This is a genomic window from Streptomyces sp. NPDC046727, assembly GCF_040645635.1.
Lineage (GTDB): Bacteria > Actinomycetota > Actinomycetes > Streptomycetales > Streptomycetaceae > Streptomyces.
In genome coordinates this window covers 94,672-120,917 of sequence record NZ_JBEYYR010000022.1, presented here as the reverse complement: position 1 = coordinate 120,917, position 26,246 = coordinate 94,672, and the positions used below count along the sequence as shown (strand labels likewise).

The 26,246-nt window shown below is 69.2% G+C and carries 17 protein-coding genes and 2 pseudogenes; 9 read left to right on the top strand and 10 right to left on the bottom strand.

Going from position 1 to position 26,246, the window contains the following annotated elements:
- Positions 1 to 2: 2 nt before the first annotated feature.
- Entirely contained in the window at positions 3 to 1,214 is a 1,212-nt protein-coding gene (locus ABZ937_RS25690) for an acyltransferase (protein ID WP_361695655.1), read from the bottom strand.
- A 310-nt stretch (positions 1,215 to 1,524) separates the two neighbouring features.
- Here ABZ937_RS25690 and ABZ937_RS25685 point away from each other — a divergent pair, with 310 nt between their 5' ends.
- From ABZ937_RS25685 to ABZ937_RS25670, 4 genes and pseudogenes are all read left to right on the top strand, one after another.
- On the top strand, positions 1,525 to 2,070 hold the full coding sequence (locus ABZ937_RS25685) for an alpha/beta hydrolase fold domain-containing protein (RefSeq protein ID WP_361695654.1): 546 nt from the start codon (positions 1,525 to 1,527) through the stop codon (positions 2,068 to 2,070).
- A complete protein-coding gene (locus ABZ937_RS25680) occupies positions 2,067 to 2,585 on the top strand; it encodes a WYL domain-containing protein (protein ID WP_361695653.1) in 519 nt (172 codons plus the stop codon). Before ABZ937_RS25685 ends, ABZ937_RS25680 begins: the two co-directional genes overlap by 4 nt.
- Before the next feature lie 145 nt (positions 2,586 to 2,730).
- Complete coding sequence (locus ABZ937_RS25675; RefSeq protein ID WP_361695652.1) at positions 2,731 to 3,834, top strand: winged helix DNA-binding domain-containing protein; 1,104 nt, start codon at positions 2,731 to 2,733, stop codon at positions 3,832 to 3,834.
- A 42-nt stretch (positions 3,835 to 3,876) separates the two neighbouring features.
- A pseudogene (locus ABZ937_RS25670) lies at positions 3,877 to 4,027 on the top strand (GNAT family N-acetyltransferase); the annotation flags it as partial.
- Positions 4,028 to 4,095: 68 nt separating this feature from the next.
- Here the strand turns inward: ABZ937_RS25670 and ABZ937_RS25665 are convergent.
- From ABZ937_RS25665 to ABZ937_RS25635, 7 genes are all read right to left on the bottom strand, one after another.
- On the bottom strand, positions 4,096 to 5,289 hold the full coding sequence (locus ABZ937_RS25665; protein WP_361695651.1) for a cytochrome P450: 1,194 nt from the start codon (positions 5,287 to 5,289) through the stop codon (positions 4,096 to 4,098).
- A gap of 35 nt (positions 5,290 to 5,324) precedes the next feature.
- Positions 5,325 to 6,383 carry an NADP-dependent oxidoreductase gene (locus tag ABZ937_RS25660; protein WP_361695650.1) on the bottom strand — a complete coding sequence of 353 codons (1,059 nt, stop codon included), beginning with the start codon at positions 6,381 to 6,383 and terminating at the stop codon, positions 5,325 to 5,327.
- Entirely contained in the window at positions 6,380 to 8,068 is a 1,689-nt protein-coding gene (locus ABZ937_RS25655; RefSeq protein WP_361695680.1) for an NAD(P)/FAD-dependent oxidoreductase, read from the bottom strand. The genes ABZ937_RS25660 and ABZ937_RS25655 overlap by 4 nt, the downstream gene beginning before the upstream one ends.
- Before the next feature lie 25 nt (positions 8,069 to 8,093).
- Positions 8,094 to 17,573: an amino acid adenylation domain-containing protein gene (locus tag ABZ937_RS25650; RefSeq protein WP_361695649.1), complete on the bottom strand. Its 9,480-nt coding sequence runs from the start codon at positions 17,571 to 17,573 to the stop codon at positions 8,094 to 8,096.
- A 42-nt stretch (positions 17,574 to 17,615) separates the two neighbouring features.
- Positions 17,616 to 18,425 (bottom strand): sterol desaturase family protein, encoded by an 810-nt coding sequence (locus ABZ937_RS25645; protein ID WP_361695648.1) that lies wholly within the window; start codon positions 18,423 to 18,425, stop codon positions 17,616 to 17,618.
- A 194-nt stretch (positions 18,426 to 18,619) separates the two neighbouring features.
- Complete coding sequence (locus ABZ937_RS25640) at positions 18,620 to 19,174, bottom strand: NIPSNAP family protein (RefSeq protein ID WP_361695647.1); 555 nt, start codon at positions 19,172 to 19,174, stop codon at positions 18,620 to 18,622.
- Complete coding sequence (locus ABZ937_RS25635) at positions 19,171 to 19,638, bottom strand: hypothetical protein (RefSeq protein ID WP_361695646.1); 468 nt, start codon at positions 19,636 to 19,638, stop codon at positions 19,171 to 19,173. The genes ABZ937_RS25640 and ABZ937_RS25635 overlap by 4 nt, the downstream gene beginning before the upstream one ends.
- Positions 19,639 to 19,694: 56 nt before the next feature.
- Here ABZ937_RS25635 and ABZ937_RS25630 point away from each other — a divergent pair, with 56 nt between their 5' ends.
- Positions 19,695 to 20,654, top strand: a complete 960-nt coding sequence (locus ABZ937_RS25630; RefSeq protein WP_361695645.1) for a YafY family protein — start codon at positions 19,695 to 19,697, stop codon at positions 20,652 to 20,654.
- Positions 20,655 to 20,747: 93 nt separating this feature from the next.
- Here the strand turns inward: ABZ937_RS25630 and ABZ937_RS25625 are convergent, their stop codons facing one another.
- Positions 20,748 to 21,971 (bottom strand): glutamate--cysteine ligase, encoded by a 1,224-nt coding sequence (locus ABZ937_RS25625; protein WP_361695644.1) that lies wholly within the window; start codon positions 21,969 to 21,971, stop codon positions 20,748 to 20,750.
- An 84-nt stretch (positions 21,972 to 22,055) separates the two neighbouring features.
- Here ABZ937_RS25625 and ABZ937_RS25620 point away from each other — a divergent pair, with 84 nt between their 5' ends.
- The 4 genes and pseudogenes from ABZ937_RS25620 to ABZ937_RS25605 all read left to right on the top strand — a co-directional run bounded on the left by ABZ937_RS25620 (position 22,056) and on the right by ABZ937_RS25605 (position 24,919).
- The gene (locus tag ABZ937_RS25620; protein WP_361695643.1) at positions 22,056 to 23,444 is read left to right on the top strand and encodes an NAD(P)/FAD-dependent oxidoreductase; all 1,389 of its coding nucleotides are present in this window, start codon (positions 22,056 to 22,058) and stop codon (positions 23,442 to 23,444) included.
- Positions 23,445 to 23,670: 226 nt separating this feature from the next.
- Complete coding sequence (locus ABZ937_RS25615; RefSeq protein ID WP_361695642.1) at positions 23,671 to 24,009, top strand: hypothetical protein; 339 nt, start codon at positions 23,671 to 23,673, stop codon at positions 24,007 to 24,009.
- Between the two features lie 20 nt (positions 24,010 to 24,029).
- Positions 24,030 to 24,282, top strand: a pseudogene (locus ABZ937_RS25610) (IS5/IS1182 family transposase); the annotation flags it as partial.
- Between the two features lie 103 nt (positions 24,283 to 24,385).
- On the top strand, positions 24,386 to 24,919 hold the full coding sequence (locus tag ABZ937_RS25605) for an EF-hand domain-containing protein (RefSeq protein WP_361695641.1): 534 nt from the start codon (positions 24,386 to 24,388) through the stop codon (positions 24,917 to 24,919).
- Positions 24,920 to 25,149: 230 nt separating this feature from the next.
- Here the strand turns inward: ABZ937_RS25605 and ABZ937_RS25600 are convergent, their stop codons facing one another.
- Entirely contained in the window at positions 25,150 to 26,196 is a 1,047-nt protein-coding gene (locus tag ABZ937_RS25600) for a PhlD (protein ID WP_361695640.1), read from the bottom strand.
- Between the last annotated feature and the right edge of the window lie 50 nt (positions 26,197 to 26,246).

The window sequence follows — 26,246 nt, the reverse complement described above, 5'->3', positions numbered from 1 at the left end:
CCTCATGATTCCTCGCGCCCCCGCCCCCGGGGAACGCCATTCCGGGAGAAGAGTCCACCCAGCTCGATCACGGATCTCCAGGATCTGTTCCGCTTGAAGGGCATCTCGAACAGCCGGGAGAACAGCCATGCCCCCAGCACGGAAACCGGCAGGGCCAGGATGAGCGTGAACCCGAACGTGGGCAGGCCGGGCGATACAAAATGCGGGGCCACTCGACGAATCACGGCCATGACGATCGGCAGATGGATCAGGTAGAGGCTGTACGAGAAGCTGCCGAGGCTCCGGATGGGGCGCGTGGTCAGGAGTCGTACGAGGAGGGCGGGCCTGCCGGTGGCGACCGCGGCCAGCAGCATCGTCATGGCGGGGGCGACGGCGAGATCCACCCAGAAGTAGTGGTTCACCGTCCACACAGAGCCCTGGATGACGCCGAGAGCGATGACAGGAATCGCGGCCAGGACGGCGAACCAGGCCCATGGCAGGCGCTGAACCCTGCCCGATGCCGCGACGACTCCTGCGCCGATCAGGCCGGCAACGAACACGGGAGCGAGGTGGGGAGCGAGCCAGTTGTCGCCCTCCACCGGGGATGCGTCCGCCGCCACCAGGCCACGGGCGATCACGGGAAGTGTCACGCACGCGGCCAGGATCACTGCGCCCAACCGGCGCCGGACAAACAGGAGAAGGGGGAAGAGGAGATAGAGCTCGGCCTCCACTGCGATCGACCAGAATGCGCCGTTCGGTGTCGGTGCGGTGAACACGTCCTGCGCAACCAGGCCGTACACCAGAATGGACGTGCCGGTGGGTGGCCCGAAGTGGGAGGCCGGGACGACGAACCAGGAAATGGCCAGGCTCATGGCCAGTGCCGCCCAATACGGAGGCAGGATGCGCCAGGCGCGTCGGCGCAGGAACGGGGCGATGCCGTCCGACCGCCAGCCGTGACGCGCCGGGGAGATCGCCAGGGAGAATCCGGACAGCACCAGGAAGAAGACAACGGCGAGGCGCCCGAACATCAGCACGTCCAGCCACTCAGGTGCCGAACTGTCGGGATATCCCGGGAAGGTGTACAGCCAGCAGTGGAACAGGACCACGTACAGCGCCGCCAGGCCGCGCAGACCGTCCAGCCCCCGCACCTGCCGACGGACGTGCGCTCCGCTTGCCCTCTCCTCCTGCCCTGCCGGAGCGGCCACGTCGAGTGTGCTGCTGACCGGACGGCTCACATCCGCTGAAATCGTTCAACCCCTTCTCCGGGCACCCTGGTGGTACGCCGGGCGGCACGGCGCCGCCCACAGTCACTGGTACGTGGCGCTCGGCCGAGCAGTTCAACCGAGCAGCCGTGCATCGGCTGGCGTGACGTGTCCGTGATGGGTATGACGTGACGCAGCTCACTGGGAAAGGGTGACAGGGTGTTGTCGCGGACAGCTGCGACTGTCGACGGCATGACGATCACCGATGAGGACTGCCTCGCCGAGACCCTGGCATTCATCGAGCAGTTCGAGGCTGCTGCCGCAGCCAGACGACTGCGAAGCGGTGGCCCGGTGGCTGGTGGAGAACTCCGACGCCGAGTTCGGCACCCGCCGGCTGCTGATCGGCGGCGATTCGGCGGGGGCGCACCTGAGCGTCGTGACACTGCTGCGCCTTCGCGACCGGCACGGCATCACCGGCGCGTTCCGGGGAGCCCACCTGCTCTTCGGCCCGTACGGCCTGTCGATGACACCGAGCCAGCGGTCGTTCGGCAGGCGGCTGGTGAGCAATACCGGCACGCTGCGGCGCAGCTATGAGCTGTTCACCCCCGGGAGGGGAGCGGAGCAGCGCCGCGACCCGGAGGTCTCACCGCTGTTCGCCGACCTGACCGGCCTGCCGCCCGCCCGGATCGTGGTCGGTACCCAGGATCCGCTGCTGGACGACTCACTGATTCTGTCCCAACGGTGGCAGGCGGCGGGTGCGCCCGTGCAGCTCGGCGTCGTCGCCGGCGCGATGCACGGCTTCACCCTGTTCCCGCTGACCATCACCGAGCGGGAACAGAGTCGTGAGCGGGAGTTCCTGGCCACCGCTGGACGATCGACCCGGCGATGACTCTGCCTCCGATCCGCTTCACAGCCGACGAGGCCTGGGCGTTGGCCGCCGCGCTGGCCGCGGCCGACGCCTGCGCCCCCTACGCCGGTGCGGCCCGCACGGCGTACCAGAAGATCGCGGCCTCGATGACCGGACCGGTCTCAGTGGCGGCCCGGGAACTGGCCGCACGGATCGTCGCGCTGCCGTCGCGGACCGACGCCGCGGTCCGCGCCGCGGTGGAAGAAGCCCTCACCGGCAACAAGGCGCTGCGACTGTCCTCCGTCGACGCGGAAGGACGCGAAAGCGACCGCGTAGTGGAACCGGCCGGACTGCTCACCGCCGACGGCCGGTGGTACCTCATCGCCTGGTGCCGCACTCGGCGGGCCGGCCGGGGCTTCCGACTGGACCGGATCACAGCAGCGGCTCCCACCGGTGAGCGAGCGCAGCCCCATGACCTGGCCGGACTACTGCTCGGCTCAGTGGCCGCCGGCGCGGCGCGTCCCGTCGCGCTGGCCGCACTCGCGCCCCCGTCATGAGGGTCCGAAGCCGTGTCAGCGGTCGTCAGCCAGGACCCGAGCACCACCCGGGCCAAGGGCCCCCGGATCCCATGATCGGCACCCTCGGTGACCTCCTCATGCAATAGCTTGACCACGGGGAGCGTCACTGGATCCAAGGAGCGACATGGCCGACGTCTTGAGCCGTCGAGCACTGAACCGGGCCACCCTGGCCCGGCAGCTGCTCCTGGAGCGGGCGCACATGTCCGTACCCGACGCCACGGAACGCCTGCTCGCCCTGCAGGCCCAACAGCCGAGCTCACCGTTCCTCGGCCTGTGGAACCGGCTGGCCGACTTCACCGCCGACGACCTGCGCACGGCCCTCGACCAGCGCGAGGTGGTCCGGGCCACCTACATCCGGGCCACGCTGCATCTGCTCAGCGCCCGCGACTACCTCGCCTTCCGCGCATTGGTGCAGCCCTCCCTGGCGGCCGCGGCAGCCACCACCGTCAAGCGCATCCCCGGCCCGGATGCCGACCAGGAGCGCCTGGTGACCGTCGCGCGCGGCGTCCTCGGCGCAGGGCCGCTCGGCTTCGCGGCGATCCGGGAACGGATGCAGTCCGAGTTTCCTGATGTCAATGACCGAGCACTCGGGTATGGCGTCCGCATGAACCTGCCCTTGGTCATGGTCCCGACGGCGGACCGGTGGGCCTTCCCCGCCTCCAGCGAGTTCACCATGGCCGAGTCCTGGCTCGGCGCGAAGCCCGCCGCGACGAGCTCGGCAGAGGACTTCGTCCGCCGCTACCTGGCCGCGTACGGCCCGGCCGGGCCCGCCGACCTGCGCGAGTTCAGCTGGCTGAAGACGGCGGACGTGTTCGAGCGGCTCGCCCCGGAGTTGCGCGAGTTCACCACCGAGGACGGTCAGGTGGTCTACGACCTCGCCGACGCCCCGCGTCCCGACCCGGACACACCGGCGCCGGCCCGCCTGCTGCCGGAGTTCGACAGCCTGGTGCTCGCCCACAAGGACCGGAGCCGGATCGTCCCCACCGAGTACCGGCCCCGGCTGATCACCAAGAACCTGCGGGTGCCCGCGTCGTTCCTGTGGAACGGGTTCGTCGCCGGTACCTGGACCACGACCCGGCGCAAGACGGCGGTGACCCTCACTCTCACCCCGTTCACACGCCTGCCCGCCCAGGCCGTGAAGGCGCTGAGCGCCGAGGCCGACCGGGTACTGCAGTTCACCGACCCCGGCATCGCCAAGCGCGACGTCGTGGTGGCCCCGGTCGACTGACCCCGGCACCGGGCTGACTCGTTGCTCTGAGTGACGGACACGGTGACGGAGCCGGTGGAGGACCCAGGCGTGCGGATCGAGGTGATCGGTCCGGAGCAGGCGCACGTGCGGACTGCCGTACACCGACGCCCGGTGCCTGGTCGCCTACGACCACCAGGGCAACGCGGTGGCGGCGGTGACGTTGTGGTCGGCCGAGTCAGCCGGCTTCCGGCAACGCCCTGAGACCCGGGACCGACGCCGCCGTGGCGCGTCGCAGGCGTCTCACCAGGTGACCGGTAGCTCATGGAGGCCGTTCACCATGCTCTCCGTCTTCCAGCGCAGTGCGTCTTCGGGTACGGCCAGTTCGAGGCCGGGCATGTGTTCCAGCAGCGTCTCCAGGGCCACTTGGAGCTCCACGCGCGCCAGGTGAGCACCGATGCAGAAGTGCGGGCCGTGGCCGAAACTGAGGTGAGGGTTGGCGGCCCTGTCGAGGACGAGTTCCTCGGCGTCGTCGAACACCGCCGGATCCCGGTTGGCGGCTGCCGTGTCGATCAGGACGGGCTCGCCCTCGCGGACGAGCACTCCGCCCAGTTCGACGTCCTCGGTGGCGTAACGGGGAAAGGCGAATCCGTTGGGCAGAGGCACATACCGCAGCAGTTCCTCCACCGCGAGGGGAACCGTCTCGGGCCGGTCGAGCAGCGAGGAGAAGCGGTCGGGACGCGCCAACAGGAGATAGCAGGAGTTGGAGATCTGGTTGAACGTCGTCACGAACCCCGCGCTGATGAGAACCGGGGTGAGGGCGAGCAACTCCCGCATGGAGATGCGCCCCTCCTGATCGTGCGCCCGTACGAGAGCACTGAACAGATCATCCCTCGGATATTGCCGCCGTAGCTCCACCAGGTCGGCCGTATACGCGGCGAAAGTGTTGTTCCACTTGTGGAACTCGTCAGCCGTCACGGTGTGGGACATCATCACGTCCAGCCAGTGCCGGATGCGGGGATGGCCGTCCTGGTTCACCCCGAGCAACTCGCCGATCACCGTGATCGCGAGGGGGAAAGCGAACTGGTCACCGAGGTCCGCCGGGGCACCCGACCCCGTCATACGGTTCACCAGGTCCTTGGCGATCTCCTGCACGCGGTCGCGCAGCCGCTCGACACGACGCGCGGTGAACGCCCTGGCCACCGTGCCACGCAGCCGGGAGTGATCCGGGCCGTCCGTGGAGAGCAGACCACCGCCGCTCACCGCCACTGGTCGGACGCGTGGCCGGTCCCTCCCGGCCGCCGCGGCCATACTGAACCGCTGGTCGCCCAGCACCGCCTTGGCGTCGGCGTATCGGGTGACCAGCCAGGCGTCCTCGCCGTACGGCATCCGCACCCGTGCCAGCGGCCGTTTTCGCAGCTCGGTGTAGACAGGGTGGAGTTTCAGTTTCTCGGCCTGAGCAAAGGGATACGCGAGCGTCTCCTGCCGGTTGGGCATCGTCGATGTCCGCCTTTCGGGGAGAAATGGGAAGCCTAGAGCTGGACCAGGACCTTGCCGCGATTGGCCGCCTTGTCCTCGTACAAGCTGCGGTACGCCTCCGGGATGGAGTCGAATCCGCGGCGAATGGTTTCGTGGTAGGCGATCTCGCCGCGACGGACCATTCCACCGAGCTCGTCATGCATCGCGGTGAGTGTGTCCTGGTCGTACCACTCCTCCGCGAAGATCCCGCGCACGGTCGTACGGGGGAACATGATGTAGGGAAGAAGGCGGGGCCCGACATGGTCGCCCGCGATCTGGGTCGCCCACTGCCAGCAGACGGCCACCTGGCTGCCCACGTTCAGCATGGAGAACACCGCATCGGTGATCGCCCCGCCCAGGTTGTCGAAGTATTTGTCGACGCCGTCCGGGGCCGCCGCCCGCAGCGCCTCGCGGACCTTCTCCGGGGCGTCCCCCTGCTGGTAGTGGACGACGTCGTCGAAACCCAGCTCGGCCAGGTACCCGGCCTTCTCCGGTGAGCTGGTGGTGCCGATCACCCGTGCGCCGGAGCGCTTGGCGAGCTGGCCGGCCAACGAGCCCACCGAGCCGGAAGCACCGCTGATCACGAACGTGTCGCCCGGCCGCACGGTGAAGAACCTGGTCAGCGTGCCCCAGGCGGTCAGTCCTGGTGGGCCCATGACGCCGAGCGCGGTCGAGAGGGGCAGCGCCTCGTCGTAGTGACGCGGATCCAACTTCCGGTACGCGGGGAACGGCACGGGGAACTCGCCGTGTTCCCACCGCCACCCCGCACCGGTACTGACGACATGGCTGCGCCAGCCGCCGAAGCCCTGCACCAGGTCGCCGACGGAGAAGGACGCCCGCGGACCGGCAGCGATCACCTCCAGGATGCTGTGCGCGACCATGTGTGCGCCGATGGGCGTCTCAAGGGCGAGGCCCTGCAGATAGGGATCCAGGGACACATAGAGGGTCTTGAAGAGCATCTCGTCCTCTCTGAGGGAGGAGATGTCCACCTCCTCGACCACCTTTTCGTAGATCCGGTCGACATCGGGAGAGCCCGGCACGTGCTCGCGCACGGTCCACTTCTCGATCTTCATTCACACTCCTGGACGGTGGGGGCCGGTGCGCTCCGGGACGGGGCGGGGCGCCGGCCGACCGGGATGACGATGTGTGTGGGCGGCGGCTGGGTCCGGTCGATGTCGGCGGTGAACCCCACGCCGTCGTCACGGCAGATGAACTGCATGACATGGCGGCCCGCGGCAGCCGCCCGGATGAGACCGCCGATCGTGGACCAGACACCGGCGAGGTAGAAGTTCTCCAGTCCCGGCGCCACCGGACCGTTCTTCTTCACTTCCTCCTCGACCGTCTCCGCGCTCTCCACGAACGGCAGCCAGCCGGCGATGGTTCCGTCGTAGTTGCCGGTGTAGCGGACCTGGGTGAGCGGCGTCCCGATGTCACGCGCCACCACCGCCTCCGCCAGCCCCGGGAACTGTCGGTCCAGGAATTCCGTGACGGCTCGCTTCACCTGGCGCTTCGCGGCGTAGTACGCACGGCCGCGGCGTACCGCCAGGGTGTGGATCTCCTCTCCCTTGTGCATGCGGCTCCGCTGCTCCGGCCCCTCGCTCAGCTTCCGCCAGACATCGGTGTCGGAGAAGTAGCTGACGAATACGACGGTGCTCTCCCGCGGTGACAGCTCCGGGTAGTGGATGCTGCGGAACTGGACGTTCATGCTGGGCTTGCCCATGCCGACGAATTCCGCCGCCTCCTCCTCGCCCAGCAGGTACGTCGTACAGGGCTCGCCCGCCGGGAAGGGGCGGTCCAGACCCAGGAACACGGTCACGTAGCCGGGGTAGAGCATCCCCGGTTCGTCGATGGTCTTCGTGTAGAGGCGCTCGTAGGTCTCGTTGAGATACCGGCCGCCGAGCAGCCGCATCATCGTGGTGTGGCCGTCGCAGGCCGAGACCACGATGTCGGCGCGGAACTCCCGTCCGTCGCTCAGCCGGACTCCGACGGCACGGTCGTTCTCGACCAGTACCTCTTCGACCTTGGCGTTGTAGGTGATCCGCCCGCCGAGCCGCAGATAGCGCTCCTCGACCGACCTGGAAAGGCCGAGCGAGCCCCCTTCCGGCACGCCCGCCGTTGCGTTCGCGTGCGACGCCAGCTGGAAGTGGAAGGGCAGCACCGGAAACGCGGGGTGGTACTCGTAGAGAATGTAGTTGAATGCCTCGCGCAGGAGCGGGTCGGTGAACTTCGCGGAGTAGTCCGTCATGAGCGTCGTCATCGATCGCCGGATGACGTTGATGTACGGGACGAACGCGGCCAGCGTCCTCCAACGCTCAAGCCGTCCCATCAGCCCCATCGGTTTGAGGAAGGGGTAGACGGCCATGCACTGCTTGAACTTCCGCAAGTCGTCGCAGAATTGCCTGATCGGCTTCGCGTCGGTGGGGGAGAGGTCGAGCAGGTGCGCTTCCAGGCGGTCCGGATCGGAGTAGAAGTACACCGCTCGGCCGTCACGGGCGCGCACGACGTTGAAGACGTCGAAGTTGCGCATCTGTTTGCCTTGCAGCGCGCCGAGCTCCAGCCAGATCTGGTGCATCTCGTTGCCGGGCCCCGACCCGAGCAGCCAGCTGACGCACCAGTCGAAAGTGAAGTCGCCCTTGTCCCAGGAGGTACAGCAGCCGCCCGGGATCTCGTGCATCTCGAAGATCCGGGTCTGGTAGCCGTTCATCTGCGCGTAGCAGCCCGTGGACAGACCGCCGAGCCCGGCACCGATGACGATCATTGTCTGGCGTCGGCGTTTGCGCACGTCACGAGCCACACGCCTCACCTCCCAGCGCGACGTCGTAGGCGCCGATGCCGGTCTCGCTCAGACACCTGGCAAGGGCCGAGCGGGTCAGGTCGGCGTTGTGCGTGACATGGCCCGGGTCGAGCATGTCGGCGTGGACGCCGGAGCCGCACAACACCGTGCTGTGCGTGGCGGAGCTGTCGTCCCAGGTGCCGCGCTCGCCGGCCGCGTAGAAGGCGACCTTCCGCTCGTCGGAGATCACGGTGATGGGAGCGCGCACCATACCGAGATTGGGTGTACGACCGCAGAAGCCGATGTAGTCCCTGGCCTGGTCGAGGGTCTCCTGGGCGAGGTGCTCCGACCCGGTGTGCTTGCGCAGGTGCTGGCGCAGTTCGCGCTCGAACTCCTCCAGATGGTCGGCGCTGACGGTGAAGGAGGCGGGGATGCGGTACGAGTCCAGGATGACGACGTCACCGACCTCGCGCCCGCGGTGTTCGAGTTCCTTGGCGACCTCGAAGGCGAGGTTGCCGCCGAGCGAGTAGCCGAGCAGTTCGCAGGGGCCGTGCGGCTGGAGGGCGTCGACCAGATCGGCGTAGCGGGCCACCTTGTCGTCACCGGTGATGTAGTTGAACGCGACGAGTTCGAACTCCCGCAGCTCCGCCGCGAACAGCCGGTAGACCAGCCCGTGGCCGCCGGCGGGCGGGAAGCAGAAGACGACGGACCCGGCGCCGCGGTTGAAGCGCAGATAGGGCTGGGCGCCGGGGAGCCGGCCGGTGACGATGTGCTCCACCGTCCTGGCCATGCCGTGCAGCGTGGTCACCTTGAAGAGCTGGCTGACCGGGATGGTGATGTTGAACTCGTTCTGCAGGCCGTGGATCAGCTCGATCAGCTTGATGGAGCTGCCGCCGGACTCGAAGAAGTCGTGCTGGAGACCGACGTGGCCGAGTCCGAGGACGGCTCGCCAATGCTCGGCCATCCGCGTCTCGTAGAGGGTCACGGGCGGGTCGTGCCGTTCGTCGTCGGCGGGATACCGGGGCGCGGGCAGCGCCGCGATGTCGACCTTTCCGTTGAGGGTGAGGGGCAGCTCGGGCAGCTCGGTGAAAGCGGCGGGGATCAGATACGTCGGCAGATGCCCGGCGAGGTGACGGCGGAGCTGCCGCCAGTCCAGCTCCGTACCGGGAGCCGCCACGCCGTACGCGCACAGCGTGCTTTCCCCGCGCTGGTCCGGCCGCAGAGTGACGACCGTCTGCGCCAGCGCGGGCCACTGCGCGAGACGGGACTCGATCTCGCCGATCTCCACGCGATGGCCGTGCACCTTGACCTGCGAGTCGGCGCGGCCGAGGAGATGCACTCGCCCGCCGCTGTCCCAGCAGGCGAGATCGCCGGTGCGGTAGAGACGCACAGGTCGTGCGCCCGGCTCGCGGCTGAGGGTGCGGGTGACGAAGCGGTGCGCGGTCTGCTCCGGGTCCCTGGCGTATCCGGTGGTGACACCCGCGCCGCCGATCCACAGCTCGCCCGGGACTCCGGGCGCCACCGGATCGCCGTGCTCGTCGAGGATGTACACCTCGGTCCCGGGGAAAGGCCGCCCGATCGGCACCATCCGGCTCGGCTCCAAGCCGTCCGTCGGCCCCTCGAAGTAGGTGCTGTCGATGGTGGCCTCCGTGAGGCCGTAGGAGTTGACCAGGCGGGTGTCCGGACCGCACAGGGCGCGCAGCCGGTCGTACTCCTCGACCTTCCAGCTGTCGGAGCCGACGATCAGCAGGCGCATGAAGTCCAGGCGGCTGCCCTCGTGCTCGCAGTGGGCGATCAGGCCCCGTACGACGGAGGGCACGAACTCCCCGCAGTCGACGCGCTCCTCCCGCATGGCGGTGTACAGCCGCGCCGTGTTGAACAGCAGCTCGCGTCCGATGAGCACCAGGGTGCCGCCGGAGCACAGGGCGCGCACCAGGTCGCCGGTGAAGACGTCGAAGGACGGGCTCGCCATCTGGAGGTGGACGGTGACCTCGTGGCCGAGGCGGTACTCCACCCGCCATGCCTCGTACGCCGAGGCGATGTTGCGGTGGCTGACCGACACCGCTTTCGGGTTGCCGGTGGAGCCGGAGGTGTAGATGACATAGGCGGGGCCGTCCATGTCGACAGCCGGCTCAGGTGCGTCGCCGGACGTCTCCACGGTGAGGTCGCCGAGGGTGAGCACCTGGCACGGCAGGCCGGCGAACCGCTCGCGTCCGGCGTCGTCGACCACCAGCACCGCGGCTCCGACGTGCGAGACCATGTACGCCAGCCGGTCGGCCGGGTTGTCGGGGTCGAGCGGCAGGTAGGCGCCGCCGGCCCTGAGCACCGCCAGCAGGGTGACGACGAGCTCGGGTGACTTGTCCAGGCAGACGGCCACCACCGCTCCATCGGCGACGCCCAGCTCGCGCAGCCGCCGGGCGCGGCCGCGGCTGCGGTGCTCCAGCTCGCCGTAGGTCAGCCGCCTGCTTCCGCCGTCCTCGGTGGGAGCGGAGACGGCGATCGCTCCGGGCCGCTCGGCGGCGATCCGGCTGATGAGCCGGTGGACCGGCACGTCGGGCGCGGCGGCCCGGTTCCCCGCTCCGCTCCACTGGCCGACGATGCGCTCGCGCTCCTCATGGCCGAGCATCTGCAACCGGCCGGCGGGCTGCGAGGAGGCGGCGCGGGTCAGCGCGTCGAGCAGGTTGACATAGTGGGATGCCAGCCGCCGCATCGTCGAGGCGAGGAACAGGTCGGTGTTGTACTTGAAGACGCAGTGGAAACGCCGGTCGGCTTCGTCCTCGTACACCGAGAGGGTGAGGTCGAACTGCCCCTCCTCCTCGGGCAGCTCGATGTACTCCAGGCGGTAGCCGTACTTCTCGGTGGCCACCTTGTGGGTCAGGAGGATGAACATCGCCTGGAAGACGGCGGACCGGCTCGGGTCGTGCCGCAGGCCGAGTTCCTCCACCAGAAGGACGAACGGGTACTCCTGGTTGTCCAGTCCGCCGAGCACGATGTCCCGGACACGGGCGAGGAGCTCGGCCACGGTCGGTGAGTCGGCCAGGTTGAGGTGAAGCGGCAGCGGGTTGACGAAGTAGCCGTAGACCCCGGCGAACTCCTCCTGGGTGCGGCCTGTCACCGGACTGCCGACGATGATGTCGTCCTGGCCGGAGTAGTGGTGGAGCATCAGGTAGTAGGCGCTGATGAGCACCATGAAGACGGTGACGTCGTGCTCGCGGGCGAGGGCGTGGACGCGTGCGCTGAGGTCGGTGTCGAGGACGAAGAACTCCGAGGCGCCGTTGTGGGTCTGGACGGCCGGACGGGGCTTGTCCGTCGGCAGGTTCAGGACCGGCGTGTCGGCCGGCAGATGACTCTTCCAGTAGTCGAGCATCCGCCGGGCGTCGCGGCCGGCGAGGAACTGGTTCTGCCAGTTGAGGAAATCGAGGTAGCGGGCCGGGACGGGCGGCAGCTCGGGGCGCCGGCCCCGGCTCAACGCCTCGTAGATCGCGAGCAGCTCCTCGATGAAGGTGAACGTCGAGATGGCGTCGGAGATGATGTGGTGCACAGCCTTCATCAGCACCCAGCGGTCACGTCCGCGTTGGAAGAGGCGCAGCCGGATCAGCGGGTCGTGCTCCAGGTCGTACGGCTTGCGGTACTCACTGACGATCAGATCGTGGATCTCCTCCCACGGCCAGTCCTGGACGTCGAAGACTCCGACGTCCTGCCGGAACACGGCGTCCTCGGGCGGGGCGACCTTCTGGACGGGCCGGCCGTCATGATGCGTGAAGTTGGCGCGGAGGCTGGGATGGCGTTCGATCAGGGCGCGGAACGCCGCGAACATCAGGTCGGGGTCGAGCTCCACGCGTACCTCGACCGCGCCGCCGATGTTGTAGGCGAACCCGTCGGGGTTGAGCTGCTTGAGGAACCACAGCGCCTTCTGGTTCTGGGTCAGGGGATGCTGCCGCTCGTCGTGGAAGAGTTCGACGACGGCCTCGTCCGCGGAGGCGTCCGCGTCGGCTGAGACCAGGTCGACGAGTCCGTCGTACAGCTGGCTGACCAGGTCGCTGACGGGTGCGCTGCTGAGCAGGGCGACGACCGGCAGCGCGATGCCCAGCTCGGCCTGGACACGGGAGCGCAGCTCCATCGCCAGGAGGGAGTCAAGGCCGAGGGCGCCCAGGCCGGCGTCGGGGTCCACTTGTTCGGGCCGCACCCGCAGCACACCCGCGACGATGTGGGTGAAACGGTCGGTCAGCAGGGCCCGGCGGGTGTCGGCGTCGGTGTCGCGGAAGGCGGCGTGGAGCGTGTCGAGGCCGCTGCCGTCGCTGTCCGCGGCGGAGGCACCGTCCGTCGCCGCGGCCAGGTCGGTGACCAGCAGCGGTGGCGAGGGGTACCAGGCGAGGAAGACCGGCCAGTCGACGACGGTGGCGACGAGCAGCTGCGAGCGGTCCTGGCCGATGACGCGTTCGAGGACGGCCATGCCTGCTTCGGGGGACAGCGAGCTCATGCCGCGATGGGTGCGGTAGTGCTCGATCAGCCCCAGTTCCTCGATCATGCCCGTGGCCCAGGGACCCCAGTCCAGGCTGAGGGCGGGCAGGCCGCGGGCGCGGCGGTGGTGGGCGAGCGCGTCGAGAAACGCGTTGCCCGCGGCGTAGTTGGTCTGGCCGGCGGTGGTCAGCAGCGAGGCGATCGAGGAGAAGAGGACGAAGTGGTCGAGCGGCTCGTCCGCCAGATGACGGTGCAGGAGGTACGCGCCGAGGACCTTCGGGTCGTACACGGCGTCGAAGGCCGCCCGGTCCATCTCCGGCAGGAGGGTGTCCTGGACCTGGCCGGCGAGGTGGAACACGCCGCGGATCGGCGGTGACTCCCGCCGCCTGTAGTCGGCGAGCCAAGCGGTCAGGCTCGTCTCGTCGCTGATGTCGAGCGGGGCCAGGATCGGCTGGGCGCCTAGCTCCTCCAGCTCCTTCAGGAAGCGGACACGGTCGCCGGCGGCGGAGCCGGGGTCGATGGTGCGCCACTGGTCCCGGTCGGGCAGCCGGGTGCGGCTGACGATGACGAGGCGGCGGGCACCGCGGGCGACCAGCCGGCGGCAGAGGTGCCGGCCCAGCGCGCCGAACGCGCCGGTCACCAGGTAGGCACCGTCGGCGCGCAGACCCAGCGGCAGCGGGCGGGGCAGGTCGGCGACCGGTGTGAGGCGGCTGGTGTAGCGGCGGTCGCCGCGCAGCGCGATCTCCTCCTCGCTGTCGGCGGCGGTCGCTTCCCGCAGGATGGCCCGGGCGTCCGCCGTACGGGCCGCGCTGTCGTCGCCGGAGGCGGGGTCGAGGTCGATGAGCCTGCCGCGGTGGGCGGGCAGCTCCTGCTGCCCCAGTACGCGCCCGATGCCCCAGGCCGGTGCGGACAGCGGCTCGACCGGATCGCCGGGGGCGGCGGCCTGGCAGCCGCGGGTGACGATGTGCAGCCTGCTGCCCGGATGGTGGGCCGGCAGCGTCCGGGCGAGCGCGACCAGTGCGTAGCCGCCGAGGCCGGCGCGCTCGCGGAGGCCGACTGCGGTCCGGACCGCGTCGATGGGCGGGAGGTCGAGACTCCACAGATGGGCTACGTGGTCGTAGGGCCCTTGCCCGGCCGCGCTCAGCTCGGCGAAGAGACGTTCCAGGTCGGCGGAGGAGCCCGGTGCGACCGTCGACTCGCGCCGGTCCGGGGACATGCGGTAGCCCGGGCCCGGCCGCACCAGATGGCAGCGCCCGCCGCGGGCGGTGACCTGCGCCGCCAGCTCATCGGCGACGCCCTGCGCGTCGGCGAGGACGAGCCAGTCCTGGGCGGGAGCTTCGGACGTACTCGCCGGCCCGGACTCATGTGGGGTCTCGACCCAGGAGATGTCGGCGAGCCAGGAGTCGATGGTGGTCAGGCCGACGGCGGCGGATGCCTTCTCGACGTCGGCGGCGCGGAAGCCGGTGATGCCGCCGAGCGGAGTGCCGTCGTCGGCGTAGACGGCGATGTCCCCGACGAGTTCGCCGTCGGCGCGGCTGGTGAGGGTGGCGTGCGCCCACAGCGGCTGGTCCCCGACGGCGTCGAGGCGTACCTCGGCGATCGAGAGCGGCAGCCGGATGCCGGTGCCGGGCGCGGCATCCTGGCCCTGGGCCACCAGGAGTTGCGGCGTCAGCAGCGTCTGGAAGCAGGCGTCGAGCAGCACAGGGTGCAGATGGTGCCGGGCGGCGTCGTCGCCGATCGGCGCGGGCGGTCGGATGCGGGCGAGCGCCTCGTCGGGGCCGGTCCATACCTCTTCGATCCCTTGGAACGCCGGCCCGTAGTGGTAACCGAGCGCGGCGAGTGCCGCGTAGCACTCGGCACCGTCCATCCGACGGGCGCCGCTCCCACGGATCGCGTCGGCGTCGAGCCGGGGTGCGCTCCCGCGGAGTCCGCGCTGGGCGGAGCGCAGGACGCCACGGGCGTGCACGCTCCGCTCACCCGTGTCGCCCCGCGGAACGCCCGCGATGGTGAACGCGGCGTCTTCGGTGCTGACGGACAGCTGCACCGTCGCACTCTCGCCGCCGGGGCTCTCGGGGCCGGTCGGCAGGAACAGCGCCTTGCGCAGGTCGACGTCGACGAGGACGGCGTCGCCGCCGGTCAGTACCCGGGCGGCCTGCGTCGCCATCTCCACATAGCCGGCCGCCGGGAAGACCGTGCTGCCCTGGATCCGGTGGTCCCGCAGATACGGCAGGGACTCGACGTCGAGCCTGGCTTCCCAGACCGGTTCGGCGGTATCGAGGCGGCGCCCGAGCAGGGGGTGGTCCAGGCGGCCGAGACGGACCTGCTCGACCGGCTTGGGCTCCGTCCAGTACCGGTCTCGCTTCCACGGATAGCGGGGTAGCGGCACCGGCCGGCCTGTGGGATGGAGGACGTCCCAGGCGATGTCGACGCCGAGGTTGTGCAGCGCCGCGAGAGAGAGGGTGAAGCGCTCGCTCTCGTCCTCCTGGCGGCGGATCGACGGCAGGACCCGCACGTCGCCGCCCCGGGCGCCGACACATTCGTTGATCGAATGGCCCAGGACCGGGTGCGGGCCGATTTCGAGGAAGACCCGGTGGCCGTCATCGGCGAGACGATCGATGGCGTCACTGAACCGGACGCTGTCACGGACGTTGTGCCACCAGTAGTCGGCGTCCAGCTCGGGACCCTCGGCGCGTCGGCCGGCCGCCTCCTCGCCCGCGGTCGTGTAGAGCGGGACGCACGCCGGCCGCGGCTCGATGCCGGCGAGCGAGGAGAGCAGTTCGTCTCTGATGGGGTCCATGTACGGCGAGTGGTACGGCACCCGCACGGTCAGGAACTTGGCGAAGATCTCCTCGGACCGCAGCTCGTCGGCGAGCTCGGTGAGGGCCTGCTCGTCTCCGGCGAGGGTGAGAGCGCCCGGACTGTTGACGGCGGCCACCGACACGCGGCCGGCGTAGGGCTGAAGGCGCCGCAGGGCATCTGCCTCGGACAGGCTCACCGCCAGCATGGAACCGGTGCCCACCAACCGCTGCTGGAGACGGCTGCGGTGGACGACGATCCTGGCCGCGTCACGCAGGGTATAGACACCGGCCTCGTAGAAGGCGGCGACCTCACCGGTGCTGTGCCCGACGATGGCGTCCGGTCGCACGCCATGGCTGCGCCACAGGGCCGCGAGGCCCACCTGCACGGCGAAGTTGGCGGGCTGGGCCAGCCAGGTCTCGCTCATCTTGGAGTCGGCTTCGTCGGCGGCCAGTTCCTTCACCAGCGACCAGCCGGTGAGCTCACGGATTTCGCGGTCGCACGCCTCGACCGCCTCCCGGTAGACCGGTTCGGTGTCGAACAGCTGCCGTCCCATGCCCCACCACTGGGGCCCCATGCCGGTGAAGACCCAGACCAGCCGCCGGTCCCGCTCCTCGCGCTGCTGGTCCAGGAGCACGCGGGGGTGGGCTTCGCCCCTCAGATGGGCGCCGAGGGCTTCGTCCAGCGAGGCGGGCGAGTCGTAGACGACGGACAGCCGCGACTCCAGATGCTGGCGGCGCCGGGCCAGGGTGTAGGCGAGGTCGGGCAGCGGCGCTGCCGGACTGTGGACACCGGACAGCTCCTGCCGGATGTTCTCGGCTACGTCGAAGAGGCGCTCAGGATCCCGTGCGGTCAACGGCAGGACGGAGTAGCCGGGGGGCGACGGGAGTGGCTTCGGTTCGTCGGTCGCCTCAGGCGTGGGGGCTGCTTCGAGCAGTACGTGCGCGTTGGTGCCGCCGAAGCCGAAGGAGTTGACACCCGCGCGCGCCGGACCGTCGTGGCAGGGCCAGGGAACCGCGCGCGTCGGGATCTCGTAGGGCAGCGACGCGAGGTCGATCGCGGGGTTGATCTCGTCGAGGTTGATGTGCGGCGGGATGGTGCGGTGCTTCAGGCTGAGTACGGTTTTGACCAGCCCGGCGATACCGGCGGCCGATTCGGAGTGGCCGATGTTCGTCTTGACCGACCCGACGTAGCAAGGAGCGCCGGGCGAGCGCCCGATCGACAGCGCGTGGCCGAGCGCGCCCGCCTCGATCGGGTCGCCGACGGGTGTGGAGGTGCCGTGCGCCTCGACGTACTGGAGGCTGCCGGGGGTGATGCCGGCCTCGGCGCAGGTCCGCTCGATGAGGGTGATCTGGGCGTCGGCGCTCGGGACGGTGATGCCGTTGGTACGGCCGTCCTGGTTGACGCCGCTGCCGATGATCACCGCGTGGACGGGGTCGCCGTCGCGCAGGGCGTCGTCCAGACGCTTGAGAGCGACCAGGCCGACGCCCTCCGCTCGGACGTAGCCGTTGGCCGAGGCGTCGAAGGTGCGGGACCGGCCGTCGGGGGAGAGGAAGCCGCCCTTGGTCTCGGCGATGGTGTATTGCGGGGCACTGTGCAGCAGCGCCCCACCGGCGAGGGCCAGTTCGCTCTCACCGCGGCTCAGGCTCTGGCAGGCCAGGTGCACGGCCACCAGGGAAGAACTGCATGCGGTGTCGATGGAGACACTGGGGCCGCGGAAGTCGAAGCAGTACGAGATGCGGTTCGACACCATCGTCATCATCGTGCCGGTCGCGGTGTGCGCGGCCAGGGTCTCGAAGCTGAGATCGGCGAACTGGAGGATCTTGTAGTCGAGAGTGAACGCGCCGACGAAGACGCCTACGTTCCGGCCCGCCAACTCCGCGGGCTTCTGCCCGCCGTCCTCCAAAGCCTCCCAGGCGACCTCCAGCAGCTTGCGCTGCTGCGGATCCATATGGGCGGCCTCACGCGGGCTGATACCGAAGAAGGCCGGGTCGAACTCGTCGAATCCGTCGATGTATCCGCCGCGGCCGCCGACCAGTCGCCCAGGTTTCGACTTGTCCCGGCTGGCGAGTGTGGCGATGTCGTACCGGTCGGACGGTGTCGGGGTGAGGCAGTCCTTACCGTCGACCAGGTTCCGCCAGAAGGCCCGATAGTCGGATGCTCCGCCGGGCAGCCGACAGCCGATTCCGACGATGGCGATCTTTTCGCGCTGTGCGTGGTGTAATTCCGACATGGCTGAATCCTTGAAAAATATCGGGGTGGCGGATTTTCATCGTCAGACGGGCTGTCGGCCGGGTACCGCTCGGCGACGCACGATCTGGACATGGCTGGCGACGATGGCCTCGGTCCTCGGAAAGGACGCCGGATCGTACAGACCGACCTGTTCCGGTTTCCGGCCGTCATACCAGGTGTAGCTGCCGAATATCCGGTCCCACACAGCCAGGTCCGAGCCGTAGTGACCGGCTTCGGAGAGATCGATGCTGTGATGCAGACGGTGTTGCTCGGGGCTCGCGAGGATCTGGTTGAGCACACCGATGCGCACATCGATATTGGCGTGGATGAAGTAACCCTGGGTGATGACGAAAAGGCCCACCACGAACACCGCGTCCTGGGAGAATCCGACCAATGCCAGAGACAGCTGTACGGCGCTCTGCGCCAAGGCGATGTCGAGAATGTGGTTGACGCCGTTGCTGGCGACGTTGACCTTGTCCGGGACGTGATGGATCCCGTGCAGACGCCACAGCCACGGGATGACGTGGCTCAGCCGGTGCACCAGATAGCTGGCCAGGGAGCCGACGGCCAGTGCCAGCGGAATGTCGGCCCACAATGACAGTTCCGGTCTCGCCGGAGAGATGACACGGACGCAGAGCGACACCAGAAGCTGCGCGGCGATGCTGCCGGCGACGGTCAGCAGGAAATATGCGCCGCACCAACCCCATTCACCGCGGCTCGGATGCCATTCGCGATCGTAGGGGATAAGTCGCTCCAGTGCCGCGAGATAGGAAATGACGGCTACTTGGAAAAGAGCGGTGACCGGGCCCGGATCGAGATGGAAATAAAGTGCCGTCGAGGCCACGATGGTCATTGTTAGCAAGAGCGCCGGATAGGCGATTCGACACACGACACGACGGACACCGTTCCCGTTCAGAGCACACCTCCCCGCGGACGGGTTCTTCGTTGCGAAGATTACCCTCTGTGAGGCAGGATAATCTCCGCGCAGAATAAGTATGAAAATCGATCAGCCTGAAGGTGGTCGGTGATTTTCCAGGAACGTTTCTGTTAAGGCCAAGTCGTCACGGATTCCAACCGCAACTGCCGGATCGGCCAGGGCGGAGGAGTGGCCGGGCCGAACCAGACCCGGACGTCCTCCCCGGTGCGGACGGGCAGGCGGGGGTAGTCGTTCTCGCTGTGCTCGGTGCGGTGCAGCGCATGGCCTGGGCCCAGGTGCCGGGCGGCGTACGCGTCGAAGGCAGCCGTGTCCAACGGTCGGCAGATCGCCGCGACCACCTCGCGGATGCCCGGCTGTGGCGCGAAGCCCGGGCCACGCAGCAGCAGGACGTCGTCGCTGTCGACCATGGTGGCGTTGGCCGCGTCGCGGTACTCGCGCCAGACCGGGCCGGTGTAGAACGCCTCCAGCGCGCGCCGACGGTGCACCATGTCGGGGAAGGCGCGCAGCCAGACGAAGCGGTTCGGGTCGTCCAGATCCCGGAAACGGCCGCCGACGGTGATGCCGACCGCCTGCTGCCCGGTCACGAACTCGCGCTCGAACAGCTCGATCAGCGTCTCCCGGGCTCCCGGATGCAGGGTGTACTGCCGGAGTTCGACGATCCTCATGCGCCGGCCCTGCCGGTGCGGGTGAGGTCCATGGTCCAGTTGAGCTCCCAGGTGCGACCGCCGTCGGCGGAGAACTCCTGCTCCCAGCGGGCGGTGTCCGGGCCGAGGCGGTACCAGATGAAGTGCACCCGGATCGGGCGGCCGTCGTAGGTGTCCTTGCCATGGAAGTCACCGCGGTCGCCCGTGAAGCCGCCGGTCACCGGGGGATCCAGCCGGCCTGTCCGGCTGTCGGACCAGTGGATCGACCACTGCTTGGTCTCCTGGTCGAACAGGCGCAGGGTCACGCCCTGGCGGTCGAGGGTGGGGAAGGTGATCTCGTCGATGTTGCCGGCGCCGCCGAACAGCGGCCGGACCACCGCGTGACCGGGGAACTCCACCCAGGTCCCGGGGCCCGGGCCCAGCGGTGCGGTGAGACGGCGGTTGGCCACGTCCCACGAGCCGTACAGGAAGTCGAAGTCGTTCATGCGCCGCAGGTTAGGGACACTCCACTGACATCTCATGTCAGTGGATACTGGGCGGCATGCGCGCGAGCCGACTGCTCACCCTGCTTCTGCTGCTCCAGAACCGGGGCCGGATGACCGCCCAACAGCTGGCCGAGGAACTGGAGGTCTCCGTCCGGACGGTCTACCGGGACGTCGAGGCGCTCGGCGCCGCCGGAATCCCGCTGTACGGCGACGCCGGACACGCGGGCGGCTACCGGCTGGTCGACGGCTACCGGACTCGTCTGACCGGACTGACCGCACAGGAGGCCCAGGCCGCGTTCCTTGCCGCGCTCCCCGGCGCCGCCGCCGACCTCGGCGTCGGCGAGGCACTCGCCATGGCCCAGCTGAAGTTGCGGGCAGCCCTGCCGGCAGAGCTGCGCGAGCACGCCGGGCGGATCCAGGAGCGCTTCCTGCTCGACGCTCCCGGATGGTACGGGGACGACGACCGTACGCCTCATCTGGCCGCGGTCGCCGCCGCGGTGTGGGAGCTGCGGGCAGTGGTCTTGAGGTACCGGCGCTGGCGGGCGCCGGAGGAGATCGAGCGGCGGGTGGAGCCGTACGGGCTCGTGCTCAAGGCCGGCCGCTGGTACCTGGTTGCCGGCGGACCGTCGGGAATCCGCACCTACCGAGTCGACCAGATCATCGAACTCCGGCCTCTTGAAGAGGAGTTCGCCGTCCCGGACGGGTTCGACCTGGCCGCGTACTGGAACGGCTATCTGGCCGAGTTCCGGGCCCGGCTGCACACCGGGGAGGCCCTGGTACGGCTCACCCCGAAGGGCGCTCGCCGCCTCGGCGTGACACCCGCGGGCGACGGATGGACAGAGACCCGGGTGCCCATCGAATCGATCGACCACGCCCACGGGGAGTTCCTTCGGCTGGGCAGCGACGTCGAGGTCATGGCACCGGCCGAACTCCGCGACCGCATCGCCGAGACGGTACGGACCCTGGCCACCCGCTACGAGGACCGCGACCCACCCGACACCCTCACACGCGTGTAGGACGTCGCGATACGCGTCTTCGCCCGAGAGGGTTTCCAGGGTCGGGTCAGCCGGGCGACGACGTGCGCACCGACGAGCGCCTCGCCGCCGGGGTCACGCTTCACTTCGGCCGTTCGGTGGGGCGCCGACCCCCGGGTGTTCAGCAGACGTGGTGCACGACACCAGGTGATCGACGACGTCGGCGAGGTGCCCGCGGCGCCGGTAGGCGGCGCGCTGGCGGTCGGCGCCGTTGCCGCCGGAACGCAGGCGGGACCATCCGGCGCGCACCAGGTCCAGATCGCCGAACCGCTCCAGTGCGGGCAGGACCCAGTCCAGCAGCAGCTCGACGCGGGTGGTGGCGGGAACCAGCCGGCTCGTCGGCAGGTCGACGGCTGTGCCGGCCAGACCGTCGCGGGCCGCGCGCCAGCAGGCCGCCCGCAGGATCTCCGGCTGAGGACGCGGTGCGGACTCGCCCGCCCCGATCGCCTTGAGCGCGGTCGCGACCATGGCTCGCACGAGGGCCGCGAGCACGACGGTCTCATCGGCTGCGGCGGCGGCGTCGGCCACCCGTACTTCCAGGGTCGGTACATGGCTGGAAGGCCTGATGTCCCAGTACAGGCCGCCTCGGTCCATGACGGCGCCGGTTTCGATGACGCCGCCGACGACGTCCTCGAAGTGCGCCGGAGACTCGAAGTACGGTGGCGGGCCGGCCACCGGCCAGCGCGCCAGAACCATCGTGCGCCAGCTGGCGTAGCCGGTGTCCCGTCCCGCCCAGTAGGGGGAATTGCCCGACAGGGTGATGAGCGCCGGGATCCAGGCGCGCAGGTGGTTGCTGACCTCGAGAGCCAGAGTCAGGTCGGGCAGGCCTACGTGGACGTGGCAGGCACAGGCCGTCTGCTCGTCGTCCAGCGCGCGGAACGTCGCAAGGCTTTGGGCATACCGTGGCCCCGGCGAGATGGCCGGGGGAGCCGACGGGCCGAGAACGGGTGCCCCGCTGGACATGATGTCGAGACCATGCCGCTTGGCGGCGGTCGCGACGACGCTGCGCATGGACCGGATCTGCTCGCGCAGGTCCCCCATGGCGGTGTGCGGATCGGTCCGGGCCTCGACCTGACAACAGGTCAGTTCGGGGCCGACCCGGTCGCCCAGTCCCAGACAGGAGGCCTGTGTCACCACCTTGTGCGCCTGCGGGGTCACCTCCCGGGTCAGCGGATCGACCAGGAGGTACTCCTCCTCCACCCCCACCGTCAGCAGCTCCGGTACCGCCGCGGCGGCACGGCGCCGGCCGCGGACGAGACACTCTTCCGTGCCTGCAACGCCTTCGGCTTCACTGTCCACGTGACCATGGTGTCACGGAAAGTAATCCACGCGGAGTGCTGATACGGCCAACAGCGAGCGCCGGCCCAGGTGAGGAGTGTCGACATGCGTGAGACGACGCAGGTGCTGGTCGCCGGAGGCGGCCCTGCGGGAACGACGGCAGCCACGGTACTGGCTCGACAAGGCTTCGAGGTGACCCTTCTGGAGAAGGAGGGCTTCCCCCGCTATCACATCGGGGAGTCGTTGCTGCCGTCGCTGCTGCCCGTCCTGGACGTGCTCGGCTCCCGCGAGGCGGTCGAGCGGCACGGATTCACCCGCAAGACGGGAGCGTTCTACGACTGGGGCGGGCAGGAGTGGCAGCTGCGCTTCGATACCCCCGACAGGCCGGCGAACCACAGCTACCAGGTCATCCGCTCCCAGTTCGACCACATCCTGCTGGAGAACGCCCGCAGGCAAGGCGTCCGCGTAAGGGAACGGACGAGTGTGCGGCGGGTGGCCTTCACCGAGGGCCGTGCGACCGCCGCTTCCTGGACCTCCCCGGACCGGGGCGACGGCGAGACGGCCTTCCAGTGCCTCGTCGACGCCTCCGGCAGGGCCGGGATCCTGGCCGCCCGGCAGCTTCGCACACGGCGCTTCCACGACGTGTTCCGCAACGTCGCCACCTGGGGATACTGGCGCGGAGCCGGCCCGCTGCAAGGCGCTCCGGAAGGCGCCATCGGAGTGTTCTCGCTTCCCGGACACGGATGGCTGTGGGCCATCCCCCTCCATGACAGCACGCTCAGCGTCGGCCTGGTCACCGACAAGCGCTCCTTCAACCGGGCCCGGTACGAGCACGGCTCCGTCGACGCGGTCTACGGCAAGGCTCTCGGCCAATGCCCCCTGCTGAGCGGCATCCTCGACGGCGCGGAACTGATCACGCCGCTGAAGACCGAGAGCGACTACTCCTACGTGAGCGAGACGTTCTGCGGCCCCGGCTACTACCTCGCCGGAGACTCCGCCTGCTTCCTCGACCCCCTGCTGTCCACCGGCGTCCACCTGGCGATGTACAGCGGGCTGCTGTCCGCCGCCGCGATCTGCAGTGTGCTGCGCGGCGAGGTGCCCGAAACCCACGCCCAACGCTTCTACCAGACCGCCTACCGGCATGCCTACGAACGGCTGCTCATCCTCGTCAGCGCCTTCTACAACATCCACGACGGTCGCGACACCTACTTCCGCCGCGCGCAGGCACTCAGCCACCGCGACCAGCAAGGGCTCCGCCTGCACGAATCCTTCCTCAACATCATCACCGGCATCGAGGACCTCGCTGACGTCCAGGACGACGCCGTCCATGCCCTTTTCACCCGACTCCGCCAGCCCGTCGACGACCGGCACCCCCACGGGCTCGGAGGCCACGGCACCAGCCACATGCTGCCCCTGCCCACCAGCCCCCAACAGGCAGCCGCGGGCCTGTATCTGACCCTCACTCCACGGGTCGGCCTGCGCCGCACGACATGACGGAGCGTTCACCATTCCGGGACACACGCAACTGCGGCGATGCGTACACGAGCCGCTAAAGGGGTGTTGCACGAGGGGTGTTGCACGAGGCTCTGAGCTGGGCACCTCCCCGGTACGGCCCGGGTGTTCAGGGCCGGCCGCGTGTGCTTGGCTCACGCGCGGCGGCACCAGGTGCTGATCGGATACTCGCAAGACTCCGACGTGGCGGCTGTGGCAGCCTGCGGACATGCCAGAGCTGCGCGTTCACGCAGGACGCCACTACGCCATCCAGTTCCACTACGCCTTGCCGGACGACGCCTGGTGTGTGGAGCTGAGCGAGGCTGTCCCGGCGCCGACTGCGTGGGCTGAGATTCCCAACGCAGAGACTCGCCTGCCCGGAGCTCCCTTCGTGGTGGCGGTGATACCCGATGAGGACCCGAGCCTGGAGCCGGCCGTCCACATCCAAAGCCACGACGAGCACATCATCCCCTACGAGATCATGCGCTGGTTCATGGAGCAGGTAGCCGAGCAGGTTGAACGCTGCCGTCTCGCGTTCGAGCAGGGAGCCGCTGAAGCAGTGGAGTGATCACGCAGTGACACGGGAGCGCGGACCCCGTTCGCAAGGGACGGCCATGGAGCCGGCCAGCTGAAGGACCGGGTCCTGCTGGTCGCCGCGTACTGGCGGACGAGCCTGGCTCATCGACCATCTCGGGCACTCGCCGGCTTGCCCACTCGCGAACACACCATCGCCGAGCAGTCGAAGAGCTACCGTCACTCGACCAACGTTCATCTCGTCGTCGACGCCGACCCCCGACTCATCGTCGCCGTCGGCCGGCCCCTGCCCGGCGACCGCAACGACTGAGCCGTCGCTGTCCATGGATCTGCTCCAAATGCGCGTTTTCTGCGCTCTCCCCGGGTATCTTGACGGCTGAAAAGTCAAGGAGTAGCCGGGAGGAAGCCCAGTGTCCCACCCCGTGTCCGACTCACCACGGCACCGCATCTTCGCCATGCTGGACGTGGACGGCGATGGCGTCATCACTCATGCGGAATACGTCGCACGGGTCGACCGCGTGGCGTCGGCCATGGGGCGCGATGCCCATCACCCCGTTGTCACCGCTTCGCGGGCCGCCCATGAGGCGGTCTTCGAGGACATGGACGCCGACCACGACGGCCGCGTGACCTTCGAGGAGTACCACGCCTGGGTGGGGCACGATGCGTTCGAGCGATCCTGCCGGCCCGCTCTGGGGTCCTTGTTCGACATCGCCGACACCGACGCCGACGGGCGTTTGGACCGCGAGGAGTTCACCCGCCTGCGCACGGCGGCGGGAAACGCCGAGAGCGACGCCGGTGCGGCCTTCGACGCCCTCGACACCGACCGCGACGGGCTGATCGACCGTGACGCCTACCTGGCGGGCATCCGGGACTTCGTCACCACGGGCACTTCCCCCATGGCCGCGGCGTACGGCGCCGACCGACCGGTGCTCAAAACCCAGTGACGACGAGCCGCGGCGGAGGCCGGGCTGAAGGAAAAGCCCCCGCTGTCTGCAGGGAATGCAGGGACTCGACCGCTGCGTCCTCTGTTCTGCTTTGAACACGTCGGTTCATTGGCCATCGCCATCCCAGACAGAGGCGCCGGCGCTTCCGGATGGCGGGCTGCGGGCAAGGGAATGGCTCGCAGTGCTCGGATCTGGCGCGCTGTGTGACGGCAAGCGCGCCAGGAGTCGGGCTAGTCGGTCCAGGTGCAGTGGAGGGCGGACACGGAGAACCCGGGCCCGTACGCGACCATCAGAGCCTGCGCGCCGTCGGCGGGTGGCTGGGCGTGGGTGCGTTCGAGGACGCGCAGAACCGATACGCCGCCCAAGTTGCCCTCCTCGCTCAGGGTGTCGAGGGAGTGGACGGCGTCGTCCTCAGCCAGGCCGAGGGCCGCTGCGGTATCCATGATGATCGGCTTGGAGCCGGGGTGGATGACGGGGACGTCGACAGGGCGGCCGGCGAGCCAGTCCACAACGGCGGGCATGACGTGCTTGGCCCCGCCGGTGGCGACCTTGGCGGAGTCGAAGTGGAGGCCCGCGCCGTCGATGCGGCCGGAGTAGAAGTGCATGCTGCCCGGGAGGGCGTACTCGAACAGGCCGTCGGCTTCGACGGCGAGGCCGGGCCCGAGAGGGTCGCTGCTCACGATGGTTGCCGCGCCGGAGTCACCGAACAGCGCCTTGTAGATCATGTGCTCGATCTTGTCGTCAGCGTGGTTGTACGCGGTCGACAGGACTTCCGCGGCCACGACCAGAATTCGGGAGCCGGGGTGGAGAAGGGCTTGCTCCACGGCGCGGATGAGAGCGTGGGCTCCGCCGGCACAGGCAACGGTCGTCATGGCGGTGCGGCGGACGGTCGGCTTGAGGCCCAGCCGGTCGGTGAGGTGGATGTCGAGGTTGGGGACGGCCCAGCCGGTGGCGTGGGTGGTGATGAGGCCGGTGATGTCGGCCGGCTGCAGATTGTGGCTTCGGAGGGTGGCGCGAGCGGCTTCCTCCGCCATGGTGAGGCCGTCGGCGAACGCCTTGGTGGCGCGGTCGGCGATGGGTGCTGTGCCGGAGATGGTGTCCGCGGTGAGCGGCTGGGTGAAGTAGCGACTGGTCACCCCGCAGTTGGCGAGTACGCGGAGTATCGCGGTGAGCCGGGGATGGTTTGGGTGGTGACTACGGATGTCGTCGGCTATCTCATCTGTGGTGATCTTGTGGGCGGCGAGGATCGTCGTGGGCCGGGCGATGTATGCGGGCATGGGTCCCCCCTCGGACGCGCGTAACCTGATGGGGTCAAGGTACGGCAAAG